The organism is Pseudomonas sp. SJZ077, assembly GCF_007993905.1.
GTDB classification, from domain to species: domain Bacteria; phylum Pseudomonadota; class Gammaproteobacteria; order Pseudomonadales; family Pseudomonadaceae; genus Aquipseudomonas; species Aquipseudomonas mandelii.
In genome coordinates this window covers 1-15,026 of sequence record NZ_VIUJ01000025.1, presented here as the reverse complement: position 1 = coordinate 15,026, position 15,026 = coordinate 1, and the positions used below count along the sequence as shown (strand labels likewise).

Here is a 15,026-nt window from a genome sequence, read left to right as displayed (position 1 = left end):
TATGACGCGGTGAGTCAGGTCTGACGCCTTCGCGAGCAAGCTTCGCGCCTACAAAGATCGACGTACACCCGGCTTTATGGATAAACGCGGCGCCCGCCCACAAGGCTGGCGCCGACAGTGGAACAACAAAAACAATCACTGTGAGGGATACCGATATGTCAGAACATGTTCAGCCCCTGGATGCCACGCTCAGCGTCGACACCAGCCCCGACACCCGCAAAGTCATCTTCGCGTCGTCACTCGGGACGGTGTTCGAGTGGTACGACTTTTTCCTCTACGGCGCCCTCGCGGCGGTGATCAGCAAGCAGTTTTTCGCCGGGGTCAACGACACCACGGCGTTTATCTTTGCGCTGATGGCCTTCGCCGCCGGTTTCATCGTGCGGCCCTTCGGCGCGTTGGTGTTCGGACGGCTGGGGGACATGATCGGGCGTAAATACACGTTCCTCGCGACCATCGTCCTCATGGGCCTGGCGACCTTCTGTGTCGGGCTGTTGCCGACTTATGCGAGCATCGGCATCGCCGCGCCGATCATCCTCGTGGTGTTGCGCATGCTTCAGGGCCTGGCCCTGGGCGGTGAGTACGGCGGCGCTGCCACTTACGTCGCCGAACACGCGCCGATGGGCAAGCGCGGTTTCCACACCAGCTGGATTCAGTCCACCGCCACCCTCGGCCTGTTGCTGTCGCTGCTGGTGGTGCTTGGCTGCCGTTATTTCACCGGCGACCAGTTTGAAGTCTGGGGCTGGCGCATTCCGTTTCTGTTTTCCATCGTGCTGTTGGGCATCTCGACCTGGATTCGCTTGAGCCTGCACGAGTCGCCGGCCTTCGTGAAAATGAAAGAGGAAGGCAAACTCTGCAAGTCGCCGCTGCGCGATTCCTTCGGTAAATGGGAAAACCTCAAAGTCGTACTGATCGCCCTGTTCAGCATCAACGCCGGGCAAGCTGTGACCTTCTACGCCGCACAGTTCTATGTGCTGTTTTTCCTCACGCAGTTCCTGAAGATGGACCCGGCGTTGGCCAACAGTCTGCTGATTGTCAGCGTGATCATCGGCGCGCCGTTCTTCATCTTTTTTGGCTGGCTGTCGGACAAGGTCGGGCGCAAACCGGTGCTGATGATCGGTCTGTTGCTGGCGACTGCGTTGTACTTCCCGATCTTCAAGTCCATCGCCCACTACGCCAACCCGGCCATCGACCAGGCCAGCCGTCAGGCACCGATTACCGTACTGGCCGACCCGGCCACCTGCACCTTCCAGTTCGACCCGGTGGGCAAGGCGAAATTTGACAGCCCGTGCGACAAGGTCAAAACCTTCCTGGTGAAGCAGGGCCTGCCCTACACGAGCGAAGCCGCACCGGCCGGCAGCGACGTGCAGGTCAGCGTCGGTGACGTGAAACTGGATGGCTTCGACGAAGCGGCCCTGCGCGGTGCGGTGACCTTGGCGGGGTATCCGTCACAAGCCGATACGCAACAGGTCAACAAGCCCATGATCGTGGGACTGATGGTGGTGCTGATCATCATTTCCGCCATGTGTTACGGCCCGTTGGCAGCGCTGATGGTCGAACTGTTCCCGACCCGTATCCGCTACACCTCGATGTCCCTGCCGTACCACATTGGTAATGGCTGGTTTGGCGGTTTCCTGCCGACCGTGTCGTTTGCCTTGGTGGTGTATACCGGGGACATCTTCTACGGGCTGTGGTACCCGGTGGTGATTACCGCGGTGAGCCTGGTGGTGGGGATGATCTGTCTGCGTGAGACCAAAAACGTGGATCTGGATACTAACTGAGTCCACCACAATCCCCTGTGGCGAGGGAGCTTGCTCCCGCTGGCCTGCGTAGCAGGCCCAAACCAGCCGCCTCGGTGTGTCAGAACAATCGAGTCGGCTGGATTGGGGTGGCTTCGCCACCCAGCGGGAGCAAGCTCTCTCGCCACAGGTTAAGCTCAACGATCTCTACAGCCCCGACACTCACCAGACCGAGGCCCCATGATCATTTCATCCGCATCCGACTACCGCGAGGCAGCACGTCGCAAACTCCCGCGTTTTCTGTTCGATTACATCGATGGCGGGGCGTATGCCGAGCATACGCTACGGGCCAACAGCGCCGACCTGGCGGGCATCAGCCTGCGTCAGCGGATTCTGAAAAACGTCGAAACCCTGAGCCTGGAAACCACCCTCTTCGATCAGCCCCTATCAATGCCCGTCATATTGGCGCCGGTCGGCCTGACGGGCATGTTCGCCCGCCGGGGTGAGGTGCAGGCGGTCAGAGCGGCGGAGAAAAAAGGTATTCCGCTGTGCCTTTCAACCGTATCGGTGTGTTCGATTGAGGAAGTCGTGGCGCAGAGCCAGCAAGCCATCTGGTTTCAGCTGTACGTGCTCAAAGACCGGGGCTTCATGAAAAACGCCCTGGAGCGAGCGAAGGCCGCCGGGGTGAAAAACCTGGTGTTTACTGTCGACATGCCGACCCCGGGCGCCCGCTACCGGGATGCGCATTCGGGCATGTCCGGGCCTTTTGCGTCATCGCGACGCATGCTTCAGGCCATGACACGCCCCGACTGGGCGTTCAACGTCGGGGTCATGGGCCGCCCGCACGACCTGGGCAACATCTCGAAGTACCTGGGCAAAGCCGTCACGCTTGAAGACTACATGGGCTGGCTGGCCAATAACTTCGACCCGTCGATCAGCTGGAGTGATCTGGAGTGGATTCGTGATTTCTGGAAAGGCCCGATGATCATCAAAGGCATCCTCGATCCGCAGGACGCCAGGGACGCGGTGAGCTTTGGCGCAGACGGCATCGTGGTGTCGAACCATGGGGGGCGACAGCTCGACGGCGTCCTTTCTACCGCCCAGGCATTGCCGCCGATCATGCAAGCGGTAGGCAATGACCTGACGGTGCTGGTCGACTCGGGTATTCGCTCGGGGCTCGATGTGGTGCGGATGCTGGCCATGGGCGCCAAAGGTGTATTGCTGGGGCGATCCATGGCTTATGCGCTGGCGGCCGATGGTCAACGCGGGGTGGAAAACATGCTGGATATTTTCGCCAAGGAAATGCGCGTGGCCATGACCCTGACCGGGGTCACTTCGATTGGGCAGATTGATGAATCGACGTTGGTGGGGGGCTGTTCGCTGAAATGAAAACGCTTGGTTAATGTGGGCATTTGCTCACCTGATCACCTCTTCAGCCAATGAAAAACCTGTGGCGAGGGAGCTTGCTCCCGCTTGAGTGCGCAGCACTCACAAAAATCGGTAGCGTTGCCCTGTTTTTGGGGCCGCTACGCAGCCCAGCGGGAGCAAGCTCCCTCGCCGCAAAAGCAGGTAGGCCTGAAAAATCGCGCGTGAGTGAGCAGCATTGCCGTCAATGCCGAACCTCACTCAACGTCTTTGAGCACCTCAAACGTAACCTGATCGGGATAGAACGCCACATACCCGCGAATCTGATCGACCGACACTTTGGGGTCTTCATAGCGCCACACCGCGTTGGCGCCCTCATGCCCCGGGATTTGCAGGCTGTAATACGTGGCGTCGCCCTTGTACGGGCAATAGGTCGTGTGGTCGGTGCGGGCGAAATACTTTTCGTCGATGTCCTCCCAGGGCACGTAGTACACCGGAGGATAATTGGCCTCCAGCAGCACCCGTGCGCGCGAGGAAGCGGCCACTTGAATACCGTGAAATTTCACCAACAGGCAGCCCGGCTGCTCGGCGATGGTGATGACAGGACTGGGACCGGTGCTTTTCATGGAATACGTGCCTCATGAAGGTGATGGACCTGTGGGAGCGTGCGGTACGGTGATCCGGCTTGCCCGCGATGGGTCGCGCAGCGGCCCCGAAACCTGAGACTGCGAATGTCAGGTATAACCCAAATTTCGTCAGCACGACGGCCCCGCAGCCGAACGGGCCGTTTTGACGGGCGCAAACAAACGCAACAGCTTTGCTGTACATCCATACAGATAATGATTGATCCCTTGCTCATCACCCGCCATTCTGTGCGCCTCTTGCACACTTGATGAACGATGGTGGTTATGCAGCTGTACCTCTGTGAAAAACCTTCCCAGGCCAAAGACATCGCGGCAGTGCTCGGCGCCAAGCGTCGGGGCGACGGTTGCTGGCTGGGAACGGACGTCACGGTGACCTGGTGCATCGGCCATCTGCTGGAAACCGCGCCGCCGGACGCCTACGACGCGCGCTACAAGCGTTGGGTGCTGGCGGATCTGCCGATCATTCCGGAAAAATGGAAGATGACGGTCAAACCGCGCACGGCCAGCCAGTACAAGGCCGTCAAACGCCTGCTCGGCGAGGCGGATGAACTGGTGATTGCCACTGACGCCGACCGTGAGGGCGAGATGATTGCCCGGGAACTGGTCGAGCATTGCCGCTATCGCGGGCCGATCCGGCGCCTGTGGCTGTCGGCGCTGGACGATGCGTCGATACGCAAGGCGCTGGCGGCGCTCAAACCGGGAGCCGAAACTTTCAGCCTTTATCATTCGGCGCTGGGACGTTCCCGGGCCGACTGGTTGATCGGGATGAACATGAGCCGCTTGTTCACGTTGCTGGGCCGTCAGTCCGGTTATCAGGGCGTGTTGCCGGTGGGCCGGGTGCAGACACCGACCTTGCGGCTGGTGGTGGATCGTGACCGCAGCATTGCCGATTTCGTACCGGTGGCCTATTGGGCCATCGACGTGCAGCTGTTGCATGACGGCACGGCGTTCACCGCCCAGTGGCGCGCGGCATCCGACGTCTGTGACGATCAGGATCGTTGCCTGAATCAGGCGCTGGCCCAGCAAGCGGCTGCGGCCATCAGCAGCGCGGCGAGTGCCCGGGTGATCAAGTTGCGCACCGAGCGAATGCGTGAAGTCGCGCCGTTGCCGTTCGACCTGGGCACGTTGCAGGAAGTCTGTTCGAAGAAGCTCGGGCTCGGCGCCCAGGAAACCCTCGACATAGCTCAGGCGCTCTACGAAACCCACAAAGTCATCACCTACCCGCGCAGCGATTGCGGTTTCCTGCCGCTGAGCCAGCACAGTGAAGCCCCGGGCATTCTCGCCGCGCTCCGGCAGGCCGATCCGTCCCTGAACGCCTTGAACGATCACCTGGAGCCACAGCGCCGTTCACGGGCCTGGAACGACGCCAAGGTCACGGCTCACCACGGCATCATCCCGACGGCGGCGGCCAAACATCTCGATCGACTGGTGGGCAAGCAACGGGCGGTCTACACCCTGATCCGCGCGCGCTATCTGGCGCAGTTCCTACCCAACCATGAATACGACCGCACCCAGGCCGACTTCGACTGCGCCGGTGAAGCCTTGCGCGCCGTCGGCAAGCAGATCGTCGAGCCCGGCTGGAAACGCGCCCTGCCCGAGGCGCTCGCCCCGGCCAAGGGTCGCGAGGCACCTGCACCGCAAACACTCCCGGCATTGGCCGAAGGGCGTGACTGCGCGGTGGCCGACGTGAAGCTCAAGGACCTCTGGACGCAACCGCCCAAGCCATTCACCGAAGGCGACCTGATCAAAGCGATGAAGAACGTCGCCAAACTGGTGGAAGACCCGCTGCTCAAACAGAAGCTCAAGGACACCACCGGCATTGGCACCGAGGCGACACGCGCCTCGATCATCCAGGGCCTGCTCGACCGTGGTTACCTGATCAAGAACGGCAAGGCCCTGGCCGCGACCCCGGCGGCCTTCAGCCTGATCGATGCGGTGCCGCGCGCCATCGCCGACCCCGGCACCACGGCCATCTGGGAACAGGCGCTGGACATGGTGCAAAGCGGCGAGATGAGCCTGGAAGAATTCGTCACCAAACAGGCCGCGTGGATGAGCAAACAGGTCGCCCGTTGCGCCGGCCTGAGCCTGACCATCAGCGGACCGGCGAGCCCGGCCGGTCGTGGCGCCACCCCGTGGAAAAACAAACGAAAGCCCGCCAAGCGCAAGCCGTCGACAGGCGCCAAACGCGCGGCGAAACCGGCCAGTAAAGCTTGAGGGCACTTCGAACGGACCGTAATGGTCTAGTGTTCTTCAAGCCCGGCGATGGCCCCATTTTCTGAAACGGCATCGCAGCCTCGTTTCAATCGACAGCTGCTACAGGAATCTTGTTTATGATTATCGTGCACCACCTCAACAACTCCCGCTCCCAGCGAATTCTCTGGTTGCTGGAAGAACTGGCCATTCCTTATGAGCTGAAACGCTATCAGCGCGACCCGAAAACCAATCTGGCACCGCCGGAATTGAAAGCGATCAACGCCCTGGGCAAATCGCCGGTCATCGAAGATGGCGCGCAGAAATTGATCGAGTCCTCTGCGATCATCGATTACCTGATCCGTCGTCATGGCCAGGGGCGCCTGCAACCCGATCCGTCTACCCCCGCCTATGACGAATACGTCCAGTGGCTGCACTTCGCCGAAGGCTCGGCCATGCTGCCGCTGATGTTGAACCTGTACGTCGGGCGTCTGGGTGAAGCCGGTGCGCCACTGCATCCGCGCATCAACTCCGAAGTGGCCAACTACCTTGGCTACCTCGACACGGCCTTGAGCCAGTCCGATTATTTGCTGGGTGACGAATTCAGCGCCGCCGATATCCAGATGAGCTTTATCGGCGAGATTGCCCGCGCCCAAGGCAAGCTGGGCAACTACCCTCATGTAGCGGCCTGGGTTGGTCGCTTCCAGGCACGTCCTGCTTACGCCGCGGCGTTGAAGACGGGTGGGACATACGACTTCGCTCCGCACTGAGTGATCCCGAAAGAGCCACGGACGGCCCTTCGATCTGGAGAAAACCCAGCATGCCCTCGATAGAACTGCATGCCGCACACCGCGACGAACTGGAAACGATTGAAAACCTGATGCAGTTCTACATGCATGACTTCAGCGAGTTTCTACCGCTGAAACTCGGCGAGCACGGTTTTTTCGACATCCGATCCAACCAAGATTACTGGCGCAAGCCTGGGACCCAGCCATTTCTGATCAAGGTGGACGGTGAACTCGCCGGTTTCGTGACCGTGGACGACGACACGCATATCGACGGCGCCGAGCACAACATCGGCTACTTGTTTGTCAGTCGGCGCTTTCGTGGCCAAGGTGTCGCGAAGTTTGTCGTGTCCACCCTCTTGAGCCGGATCCCCGGTCAATGGCAGATTTTCCACATCGACGCGAACGTGCCTGCACGGCGCTTCTGGGCCAAGGTGATGCCCGAGTTCGCAGGCGATGAATTCACCCTGCATCAACGGTCGGTAGACGGTTATCCCTGCACCTTCTATCGCTTCCAACATCTGCTGCCATCGTCCTGACCCGGGCGTTGCGTCGCTGCTTTTTAATTCCAAAGCGCTTTGTCCGACAATATGTAGTGACTAAAAATAATCACTACATAACGGTTGACGCCTCCGATTTGCCCTTGCATGATGCAGACATCTCCCCGATCGGGAGTACAGCAACATGTTTGAGCAAGCTCGTCTGACCGCCGAGCTGTTTTTCCCGGATACACGCTGCCCACAAGGCAGATTGAAGAAGCTGACCTGGCCCGAACGTCCAGTACAAGGACGAGAAGCGCTGGCGATCAATCCTCATGAAGCTTGTGGCCGACCCTAAAAAGTCGGCGGTGGCCTCCAGGTTTTCGCTGCTTCTCTTCGTTGTGACGCTATTGCGTAGCAGTTATTCAACACGACTACATGCAACAGACGCGAGACCCCGTCGAATTGACGGCTGACCGCTGACGTCCTGGTTTCGGTGCCAGGGATCAACTAACCGATGGGCTACCTGTATTAGCGAATCAACTTTGAAAGATCACCAAATGGTCAAGGGGCATATTATGAATCTGAACAATCAACCTACTATCGATGAACTGGCTCGTATCTTCGCTGCGCAAAAAGACAGCCACGACAGCCACATTCTGTGGATCAGCAAATCGGGCCAGGTTCATATCGATTGCCTGTCGCCACACGCCCATGAAGCGGAGTTCGACCAGAACAACCAGAACCTGCTGGCACGACTGAAGATGTACCGTCGCGGCCAAGGCTATGTCGGCAAGAAAGCCGCGGCCGACAAGGACTTCATCGGTAATGTTCTGCAAACGCTGAAACAGGCGTGGGCCTCGATGCAGAACCAGAACGAAGTTCGGGTGATTGACCGGTTCTACTGATATCCCCCCCGCTGCTCCTCAATAAATAAGGCCCCGCTCGTATGATCGAGCGGGGCCTTTTTTTGTTTGTCTCGTGCGCAGTAAATACAGCTATCGTTAAGCGTATTCGCTGCTGTGCCCATGGAGACTTGCGATGAAAAATGCCCTGACAACCCTGCTGTTACTGACAATGGCAAATGTTGCCCACGCAGACAGCATCCCCAACCTTCCTTCATTTGATGTGATTTGCCCCGGCAATATTGCCGTCCATGCAGATCAGGAAGGTCCGGTAACAATCAATGACAAAGATGCCGTTACCAAAGCCATCAACGAGCGCAGTTTTGAAGCCAAGGGTTCGGGCGTCACGATCTTGATCATTCTCGCCGATGACGACTCGGTGACCGTGAGCTCCACGGGCAAAGCCCCCAATGGCATCTGCCAATCACTGGACGACTGACTCCGTCGCCACCGCGCCCAACACCAGATTCATGAACGCCACCGACGCCGCGCTGTGATAGTTGTTCTTGCGTCGAAGCAGCGCCGCCCCGCGTGTAGGCGCGTCCCCCAGCAACGGAATTTTGCGCAGTGCCCGGTCCTGGGTGGCAATCGGTTCGGGAAGAATGGTGGCGATAGCCGTGTGCCGAATCACCTCCAGCAAGGTGCTCACCGAATTCACCTCAATCACCACCTTCGGCGTGATCTGCTCCTGCGCAAAATAGTCATCGATGCGGGTGCGGGTGACGAAGTCCGGGGCCAGCAGCGCAAAATCCAACTGCGCCACCTCTTCAGCGGACAACGCGGCTCGCCGTTCATATTGCGGGTGATCCCGTCCCACCATCACCCCCAGGGTTTCGGTAAACGCCGGGATCGATTCGATGTCGGCGTTTCTCACCTGAGTAAACGCGATGGCGATGTCCAGCGAGTCATCCACCAGCCCCGCCTCGATGTCGTCCATCGACAACTCGAAAATCTGCAGATGGATGTTCGGATACCGCGCCACGTAATCGCGCACCAACGGCCCCACCAGATACGCCATGAACGTTGGCGTCATCGCCAGGCGCAAGGTGCCGCGCGATAAATCCTTCACGTCATGCAGCGCCCGTTTGCCGGCTTCCAGTTCCACTAATACCCGACGTGCACACTCGATGTAGGCCTGGCCCGCATCGGTCGGCTTGACCGTGCGCGACGTTCGGTCGAACAGGCTCACGCCCAGGGTTTCTTCAAGCTGGCGGATTTGCTGGGACAGGGTCGGTTGTGAAACGTGCAGCGCCTCGGCGGCGCGGGTGAAGCCGCCGTGGTCGGCAACCGCCAGCAGGTAACGCAGATGTCGCAGCAGCATGGGGCTCACCATCTATAGGCAGTACTTATGCAACGCATTGTATATCGGTCTTGGACGCTATGGATCAATCGGCAGAAGATTGCTTCACACCCAAGCAACACAACCCCGATAGGAGAAACACCATGCAACAGTCCCACGCTTACAACGACACCAGTCTCGAGCTGACCGCCAAAATCCTCGACGCCAAAGCGCGCAAAAACCTGTCCTTCGCAGACATGGCCGAGGGCACCGGCCTGAGCCTGGCCTACGTCACCGCCGCCCTGCTCGGCCAGCACCCGCTGCCAGAAAAAGCCGCCAAAGTGGTTGGCGAAAAACTGGACTTGGACGCCGACGCTGTGGCCCGCCTGCAAATCATCCCGCTGCGAGGCAGCCTCTCAGGCGTTCCAACCGACCCGACCATCTACCGTTTCCACGAAATGATCCAGATCTACGGCACCACGTTGAAAGCCCTGGTTCACGAACAATTCGGCGACGGCATCATCAGCGCGATCAACTTCAAGCTGGACATGAAGAAAGTCGAAGACCCGGAAGGCGGCCACCGCGCAGTCATCACTCTCGACGGCAAGTTCCTGCCCCTGCGTCCTTTCTAAGTTGAACCGGCCCGCACTCCGGTGCGGGCCAGACCCAACACCCCAAACACTTTGTCAGCCACCACACTCGTCTGGAGGATGCCCCATGAAAAAAATGCTGCTGGTTCTTTCGTTGATCGCGGGCGTATCGGCCCAGGTTCAAGCCCAGGACGCAGTCGTTGCCTATCAATACGGCATGCGCCTGGACATCGCCCACGTCGTGGCAATCACCCCGACCGCCGATGTCTGCGGCGTGGTCCCGGTGGAAATGACGTACCAGGATTCCAAAGGCACCACTCACATTCTGCAATTCAGCGAATTCGGAACCGGTTGCTCGAGCTGAGTAGCCCCTGTTCATCACTTATGAGGACGTCACCATGAAAGCGCTCATCGAAGGTTTTTTGAAGTTCCAGAACGAAGCGTTCCCGCAACGCACCGACCTGTTCAAACACCTGGCCACCACCCAGCATCCCGGCACGTTATTCATCACCTGTTCCGACAGCCGCGTGGTCCCCGAACTGCTGACCCAGCAAGAACCCGGAGAACTGTTTGTGATCCGCAACGCCGGCAATATCGTGCCCTCCTACAGCCCGCACCCGGGTGGTGTCTCGGCCACGGTCGAATATGCAGTCGCAGTGCTCGGCGTGACCGACATTGTCATCTGCGGCCACTCGGATTGCGGCGCCATGACCGCCATCGCCAAGTGCACATGCATGGATCACCTGCCCGCCGTCAGTGGCTGGTTGCAACACGCTGAATCCGCCAAGGTCATCAACGAATCCCGCCCTCACGCCGATGACGCGGCGAAGGTGAGTTCGATGGTCCGGGAGAACGTCATCGCGCAACTGGCCAACATCCAGACGCATCCGAGCGTGCGCCTGGCCCAGGAAAAAGGTCAGTTGAACCTGCATGGCTGGGTCTACGACATCGAGACCGGTTCGATCGATGCCCTGGAGGCCGGCAGTCGCCGCTTTGTGTCACTGGCCGAACACCCGACCACGTGCGCCGTGTATGGCAAAGCCGTCGAAGCTGCTTGATGGGATGGGTGGCAGAACCTGGAAGGTCGAGCGCGACGAATGCGCTCGACTAAAGCGGCTCCCTGGATGTACGAGGCAAATGAAGGGCGTGCCAGATCAAGGCACTTGCGGCGTTTCATACCACTGGCGAGACGGTGTTGGAAAACGCATTTTCTGCCGGATATCCGCCGCATTTGCAGCACTGGTCAGTTGTTCCAGCAGCACGAAGGCGACTTCCGTTGCCGTGCCGGGGCCGCTTGACGTGATGATGCGGCCATCCACCACCACAGGCCAGTCGACGAAACGGGCGCCGGTTTCAACCAGCTGGTTTTTGCGCTTGCCACCGACCTGGTGATAGGTCGTGGCATCTTTGTCTTTCAGCACCCCGGCAACGCCCAGGCACACCGACGACACGCAGACACTGGCGACGGTTTTACCGGCCGCGACAAAGTGCCGGATGACCGCCAGAAACGGCTCACTCAAGGCCTCTTCGTAGAAGCCCGAGGGTTCGAAACCACCGGGCAATGCCAAAGCGTCGAAGCTGTCGAGATCCACCTCGCTCAATAAATGAGCCGGATTGAACGATAACCCGAAGGTCGTCACGATATTCCGTCGGAGGCCGGCGTTGATCAATTCCACGGGTTGGTCGCCAAGCAGATTGGCCCAACCGAGCACATCGGTGAACGCCGCCATTTCCAGTGGCTCGACACCGTTGGCCAACAACATGAGGACACGTTTCATCGGGTACACCTCTCTGGGGAACGGCCAATCATCCGCCTTTGCTTCCAGCGAGAGAACACCCAAAAAACGCAATCCATTGTTGTTTGAGCTGAAATGCCCACACCAAGGCGCTCCCGGTTCACGGGAGCGCTGCACTCACAAGGTCGTCCTGATCAGTGATCGTCTTTTGCTGACGATGATGGCCGACGCTCGGCGGTTTCTTCGGCGTTGGGGGGAACTGGATTACTGCCTGGCGTGAACACGTGGGTCCGCAAATCCCTGGCATCGATTTCGACGACGCCCGGCACCGAACGGGCCAGAGCAACAGCCTGCTCACACTGTTTATGGGTGTTGACCCGACCGCTCAACGCCACCGTACCCGCAAGGGTTTTGACATGGATCTGCAGGCCGAGGCTGGGTTCTGCCAACGCCAGGGCCGACTTCACCCGGCCGGTGATCCATGTGTCGTGCACGACCGTTTCCAGATCGTGGGAGTAATGCCGAAAAGAATGAAGTTTCATGACGCAGCCCTCACTCAAGACACAGACGCAAACACACCTTAATTATAGTGCGATCGTTGCCTGTGCCAGGAATGTCAGCGTTTTACCGACAGATCGGTCTGGGTCATGCGACTGCGAATGGTGAACACCCCGTCTCCCGAAAGAATCGCACTGCGGGCAAACAGCCGACCGCTCTCCCAGTTCGAAAGCCCCAGTTCCGGCTTGTTCAGCGCATATTGGCCGTCGACCCAGCGGGTAATTCCGTTGCCCACAAACGGCGCGTTGACCGCGTTGTAGAAACGCTCATGCGCGGCCCCGTCTTCGCTGATCAGCGACACGGTGAACTGCGGGCTGTAGCGATTGAACAAGGCGATGGCGCTGTCCAGGTCATCGACGATCTTCAGGCTGACTTCCGGAGTTTCTTCCCATTCCCACTCGCGGCCCAACTGCTCCTCGGGCAACGGTTCGGCCAGTGCCTCGGTCTGGTAGCCTTCGGCGCGATACACCTCAACGCTGCCGGTTTGCCATTCATTCGGCAACCACGACTCGCTGCCTTCAACGATGTGCAGCTTGCAACCCTGGCCCCGGGCGGTGCCCGCCTGCTGGAGGGCGTCGAGAAACAACGGCACCAGCTCAGCGGCGCGGTCGCGCTGGATCAGGCAGACGTTCAAGGTGTTGCAGACTTTGCGGTCCAGTGAATTGCGTACCACGGCGGCAAAGCGCTGGGCATCGGCGTCTTTGTCAGCGATCAGCCAGGCGCCACCAGTGCCGTGCAGACTGACAGCGGTGCCGGCCTGTTGGGCGATGCTGCCCAGTTGGCTGACCGCCCGCCCCGAACCCCGGGCCACGGCCAGCGACAAACGACGGTCGGCGAACATCGCCCAACCGGCGGCGTGATTGACGCTTTCCACCAACGACACCGCGCCGTTCGGCAAACCGGCGTCGCTGAGTGCCGGGTTCAATGCGTGAGTGACGATGGCCTGAGCGGTGCCCAACGCATCGCTGCCAATGCGCAGCACGGCGGTGTTGCCGGTGCGCAACACACCGGCGGCGTCGGCGAACACATTCGGCCGGCCTTCGAACACAAACGCGACGATGCCCAGCGGCGAAACCACTTGCTCGACCTTCCAGCCGTCGTGCTCGACGCAACTGATGACCTTGCCGCGAGTCGCCGACGCATCGCGCCAGGCCCGCAGGCCGGCGATCATGTCGCGGCGCATGCGTTCATCGGCGAGCAGTCGCGTGGTAGAACGCCCGCGGGCCTTGGCGCGCTCGATGTCGGCCAGGTTGGCGGCTTCGATCAAGGCCCAGCACTCGGGGGTTTCCAGGCGTTGGGCAAACAGATCGAAGAACGCACTGATCGCCTGATCCGGGACGCTGGACAGCGCACTGAACGCCGCTTCGGCGCGCTCGATGGCGACGGCGGCCGCTTGCTGGTCAACCACCGGGATCAGCAACAACTCGCCACTGACCTGCTCGACCAGCAAATGGTCCCCGGGCTGAAAGCGCGCGGCCAGTTCGGGGCTGACGACAGTGACACGATTACCGGCAAAAGGGATCGGCGTGCCAGCGACTAGACGTTCGAGCGCAAGAGACATGAAGCGGTTTCACCATGCTGTGGGCGGCTGGAAAATGTATAGGAAAATCCAGGGAGCGTCATTAATCGCTCAGGCCCGAATGCCTCAGAACACCGACCAGCCAATCCGCTGGCTCAACAATTCCAGCGCCGCCATGCCGGCCAGTGAGTTGCCGGCGGCATTCAGTTCCGGTGACCAGACGCACACCGTGAACTGCCCCGGCACCACCGCGACGATTCCCCCGCCCACACCGCTTTTGCCCGGCAAGCCGACGCGGTAGGCGAAGTTGCCGGCTTCGTCGTACAGTCCGCTGGTGGCCATGATCGAGTTGACCTGCTGGGTCTGGCGCGCGGTAAGGATCTGTTCGCCGCTGTGTTTGCAGAACCCGTCGTTGGCCAGGAAGCAGAACGCCCGGGCCAGGTCCACGCAATTCATGCGCACCGCGCAATGGCTGAAGTAGCTGCGCAACACGGCCTCGACGTCGTTGTGAAAATTGCCGAACGACTGCATCAGGTAGGCCATGGCCGCGTTGCGCGCGCGGTGCTGGTATTCGGATTCGGCGACCTTGCCGTCCACCATCACCTGCGGATTGCCGGACAAGCGACGGACGAAGTCGCGCATCGACAACGCTGGCGCGGCAAAACGTGACTGGTTGATGTCGCAGATCACCAGTGCACCGGCATTGATAAAGGGATTGCGCGGGCGGCCGCGCTCGAATTCCAGCTGCACCAGCGAGTTGAACGGCTGCCCGGAAGGCTCGTGACCGAGGCGTTCCCAGATCGCCTCGCCGGAGTGATCGATGGCCTGCACCAGGCTGAACACCTTGGAAATACTCTGCACCGAAAACGGTGTATCGGCATCGCCCGCGCAATACAGCTCGCCATCGTTGCCATACACGGCAATGCCCAACTGATTGGCCGGCACCGTGCCGAGGGCGGGAATGTAGTCAGCCACCTTGCCCTGACCGATCAGCGGCCGGACGGCGTCAAGGATCTCGTTCAACAGCGCTTGCATGCCGGGTTCCGAAGTCTCGCCCCGTGGGATTGCGGGGACACGGAGGCTAGACGCTGTTGGTGAGCGCCGGATCACAGATGACCCGACCACAATCTCAACTTCACCCGTCCCCCTGTGGGAGATTCTATGTTTGGGGGGAACACCCAAACATAGAATTTGGCTTGTATTCGGTTTGGTTTTTCATCAGGGCAAACATCACTCTGGC

At 60.0% G+C, this 15,026-nt stretch carries 16 protein-coding genes; 10 read left to right on the top strand and 6 right to left on the bottom strand.

Annotated elements, in window-relative coordinates; translation table 11 throughout:
* The first annotated feature begins 155 nt into the window (after positions 1–155).
* Together FBY01_RS27415 and lldD are read left to right on the top strand one after the other, a co-directional pair.
* The gene (locus FBY01_RS27415; RefSeq protein ID WP_077750152.1) at positions 156–1,778 is read left to right on the top strand and encodes an MFS transporter; all 1,623 of its coding nucleotides are present in this window, start codon (positions 156–158) and stop codon (positions 1,776–1,778) included.
* A 198-nt stretch (positions 1,779–1,976) separates the two neighbouring features.
* Positions 1,977–3,125: an FMN-dependent L-lactate dehydrogenase LldD gene (gene lldD, locus FBY01_RS27405; RefSeq protein WP_145310355.1), complete on the top strand. Its 1,149-nt coding sequence runs from the start codon at positions 1,977–1,979 to the stop codon at positions 3,123–3,125.
* A 233-nt stretch (positions 3,126–3,358) separates the two neighbouring features.
* Here lldD and FBY01_RS27400 read toward each other — a convergent pair whose 3' ends face one another.
* Entirely contained in the window at positions 3,359–3,727 is a 369-nt protein-coding gene (locus FBY01_RS27400) for a DUF427 domain-containing protein (protein ID WP_010459571.1), read from the bottom strand.
* Positions 3,728–4,009: 282 nt separating this feature from the next.
* Between FBY01_RS27400 and FBY01_RS27395 the strand changes: the two genes are divergently transcribed.
* From FBY01_RS27395 to FBY01_RS27375, 5 genes are all read left to right on the top strand, one after another.
* Positions 4,010–5,959: a DNA topoisomerase III gene (locus FBY01_RS27395; protein WP_145310358.1), complete on the top strand. Its 1,950-nt coding sequence runs from the start codon at positions 4,010–4,012 to the stop codon at positions 5,957–5,959.
* Positions 5,960–6,075: 116 nt separating this feature from the next.
* Positions 6,076–6,705 (top strand): glutathione S-transferase family protein, encoded by a 630-nt coding sequence (locus FBY01_RS27390; RefSeq protein WP_145310360.1) that lies wholly within the window; start codon positions 6,076–6,078, stop codon positions 6,703–6,705.
* 50 nt (positions 6,706–6,755) lie between these two features.
* Positions 6,756–7,259, top strand: a complete 504-nt coding sequence (locus FBY01_RS27385) for a GNAT family N-acetyltransferase (RefSeq protein ID WP_145310362.1) — start codon at positions 6,756–6,758, stop codon at positions 7,257–7,259.
* Between the two features lie 518 nt (positions 7,260–7,777).
* Positions 7,778–8,107 carry a hypothetical protein gene (locus FBY01_RS27380; RefSeq protein ID WP_042932832.1) on the top strand — a complete coding sequence of 110 codons (330 nt, stop codon included), beginning with the start codon at positions 7,778–7,780 and terminating at the stop codon, positions 8,105–8,107.
* A gap of 133 nt (positions 8,108–8,240) precedes the next feature.
* Positions 8,241–8,543: a hypothetical protein gene (locus tag FBY01_RS27375; RefSeq protein WP_077750146.1), complete on the top strand. Its 303-nt coding sequence runs from the start codon at positions 8,241–8,243 to the stop codon at positions 8,541–8,543.
* Here FBY01_RS27375 and cynR read toward each other — a convergent pair.
* Positions 8,529–9,425: a transcriptional regulator CynR gene (cynR, locus tag FBY01_RS27370; protein ID WP_102595337.1), complete on the bottom strand. Its 897-nt coding sequence runs from the start codon at positions 9,423–9,425 to the stop codon at positions 8,529–8,531. The two genes, FBY01_RS27375 and cynR, sit on opposite strands and share 15 nt — an antisense overlap.
* Positions 9,426–9,547: 122 nt before the next feature.
* Here cynR and cynS point away from each other — a divergent pair, with 122 nt between their 5' ends.
* From cynS to FBY01_RS27355, 3 genes are all read left to right on the top strand, one after another.
* On the top strand, positions 9,548–10,015 hold the full coding sequence (gene cynS / locus FBY01_RS27365) for a cyanase (protein WP_010459558.1): 468 nt from the start codon (positions 9,548–9,550) through the stop codon (positions 10,013–10,015).
* 85 nt (positions 10,016–10,100) lie between these two features.
* Positions 10,101–10,337 carry a DUF2790 domain-containing protein gene (locus tag FBY01_RS27360; protein ID WP_145310365.1) on the top strand — a complete coding sequence of 79 codons (237 nt, stop codon included), beginning with the start codon at positions 10,101–10,103 and terminating at the stop codon, positions 10,335–10,337.
* A gap of 34 nt (positions 10,338–10,371) precedes the next feature.
* Positions 10,372–11,031, top strand: a complete 660-nt coding sequence (locus FBY01_RS27355; RefSeq protein WP_077750143.1) for a carbonic anhydrase — start codon at positions 10,372–10,374, stop codon at positions 11,029–11,031.
* A 96-nt stretch (positions 11,032–11,127) separates the two neighbouring features.
* Here the strand turns inward: FBY01_RS27355 and FBY01_RS27350 are convergent, their stop codons facing one another.
* The 4 genes from FBY01_RS27350 to glsB form a co-directional block, all read right to left on the bottom strand.
* A complete protein-coding gene (locus FBY01_RS27350) occupies positions 11,128–11,751 on the bottom strand; it encodes a DJ-1/PfpI family protein (RefSeq protein WP_010459555.1) in 624 nt (207 codons plus the stop codon).
* A 152-nt stretch (positions 11,752–11,903) separates the two neighbouring features.
* Positions 11,904–12,251 carry a BON domain-containing protein gene (locus FBY01_RS27345; protein WP_077750141.1) on the bottom strand — a complete coding sequence of 116 codons (348 nt, stop codon included), beginning with the start codon at positions 12,249–12,251 and terminating at the stop codon, positions 11,904–11,906.
* Positions 12,252–12,325: 74 nt separating this feature from the next.
* Entirely contained in the window at positions 12,326–13,828 is a 1,503-nt protein-coding gene (locus tag FBY01_RS27340) for an aldehyde dehydrogenase family protein (RefSeq protein ID WP_145310367.1), read from the bottom strand.
* Positions 13,829–13,912: 84 nt separating this feature from the next.
* The gene (gene glsB / locus FBY01_RS27335; RefSeq protein ID WP_010459549.1) at positions 13,913–14,821 is read right to left on the bottom strand and encodes a glutaminase B; all 909 of its coding nucleotides are present in this window, start codon (positions 14,819–14,821) and stop codon (positions 13,913–13,915) included.
* Positions 14,822–15,026 lie beyond the last annotated feature (205 nt).

Coding starts and splice junctions, on each gene's coding strand:
- FBY01_RS27415 (WP_077750152.1), top strand. CDS start 156: ATGTCAGAACATGTTCAGCCCCTGGATGCCACGCTCAGCGTCGACACC.
- lldD (WP_145310355.1), top strand. CDS start 1,977: ATGATCATTTCATCCGCATCCGACTACCGCGAGGCAGCACGTCGCAAA.
- FBY01_RS27400 (WP_010459571.1), bottom strand. CDS start 3,727: ATGAAAAGCACCGGTCCCAGTCCTGTCATCACCATCGCCGAGCAGCCG.
- FBY01_RS27395 (WP_145310358.1), top strand. CDS start 4,010: ATGCAGCTGTACCTCTGTGAAAAACCTTCCCAGGCCAAAGACATCGCG.
- FBY01_RS27390 (WP_145310360.1), top strand. CDS start 6,076: ATGATTATCGTGCACCACCTCAACAACTCCCGCTCCCAGCGAATTCTC.
- FBY01_RS27385 (WP_145310362.1), top strand. CDS start 6,756: ATGCCCTCGATAGAACTGCATGCCGCACACCGCGACGAACTGGAAACG.
- FBY01_RS27380 (WP_042932832.1), top strand. CDS start 7,778: ATGAATCTGAACAATCAACCTACTATCGATGAACTGGCTCGTATCTTC.
- FBY01_RS27375 (WP_077750146.1), top strand. CDS start 8,241: ATGAAAAATGCCCTGACAACCCTGCTGTTACTGACAATGGCAAATGTT.
- cynR (WP_102595337.1), bottom strand. CDS start 9,425: ATGCTGCTGCGACATCTGCGTTACCTGCTGGCGGTTGCCGACCACGGC.
- cynS (WP_010459558.1), top strand. CDS start 9,548: ATGCAACAGTCCCACGCTTACAACGACACCAGTCTCGAGCTGACCGCC.
- FBY01_RS27360 (WP_145310365.1), top strand. CDS start 10,101: ATGAAAAAAATGCTGCTGGTTCTTTCGTTGATCGCGGGCGTATCGGCC.
- FBY01_RS27355 (WP_077750143.1), top strand. CDS start 10,372: ATGAAAGCGCTCATCGAAGGTTTTTTGAAGTTCCAGAACGAAGCGTTC.
- FBY01_RS27350 (WP_010459555.1), bottom strand. CDS start 11,751: ATGAAACGTGTCCTCATGTTGTTGGCCAACGGTGTCGAGCCACTGGAA.
- FBY01_RS27345 (WP_077750141.1), bottom strand. CDS start 12,251: ATGAAACTTCATTCTTTTCGGCATTACTCCCACGATCTGGAAACGGTC.
- FBY01_RS27340 (WP_145310367.1), bottom strand. CDS start 13,828: ATGTCTCTTGCGCTCGAACGTCTAGTCGCTGGCACGCCGATCCCTTTT.
- glsB (WP_010459549.1), bottom strand. CDS start 14,821: ATGCAAGCGCTGTTGAACGAGATCCTTGACGCCGTCCGGCCGCTGATC.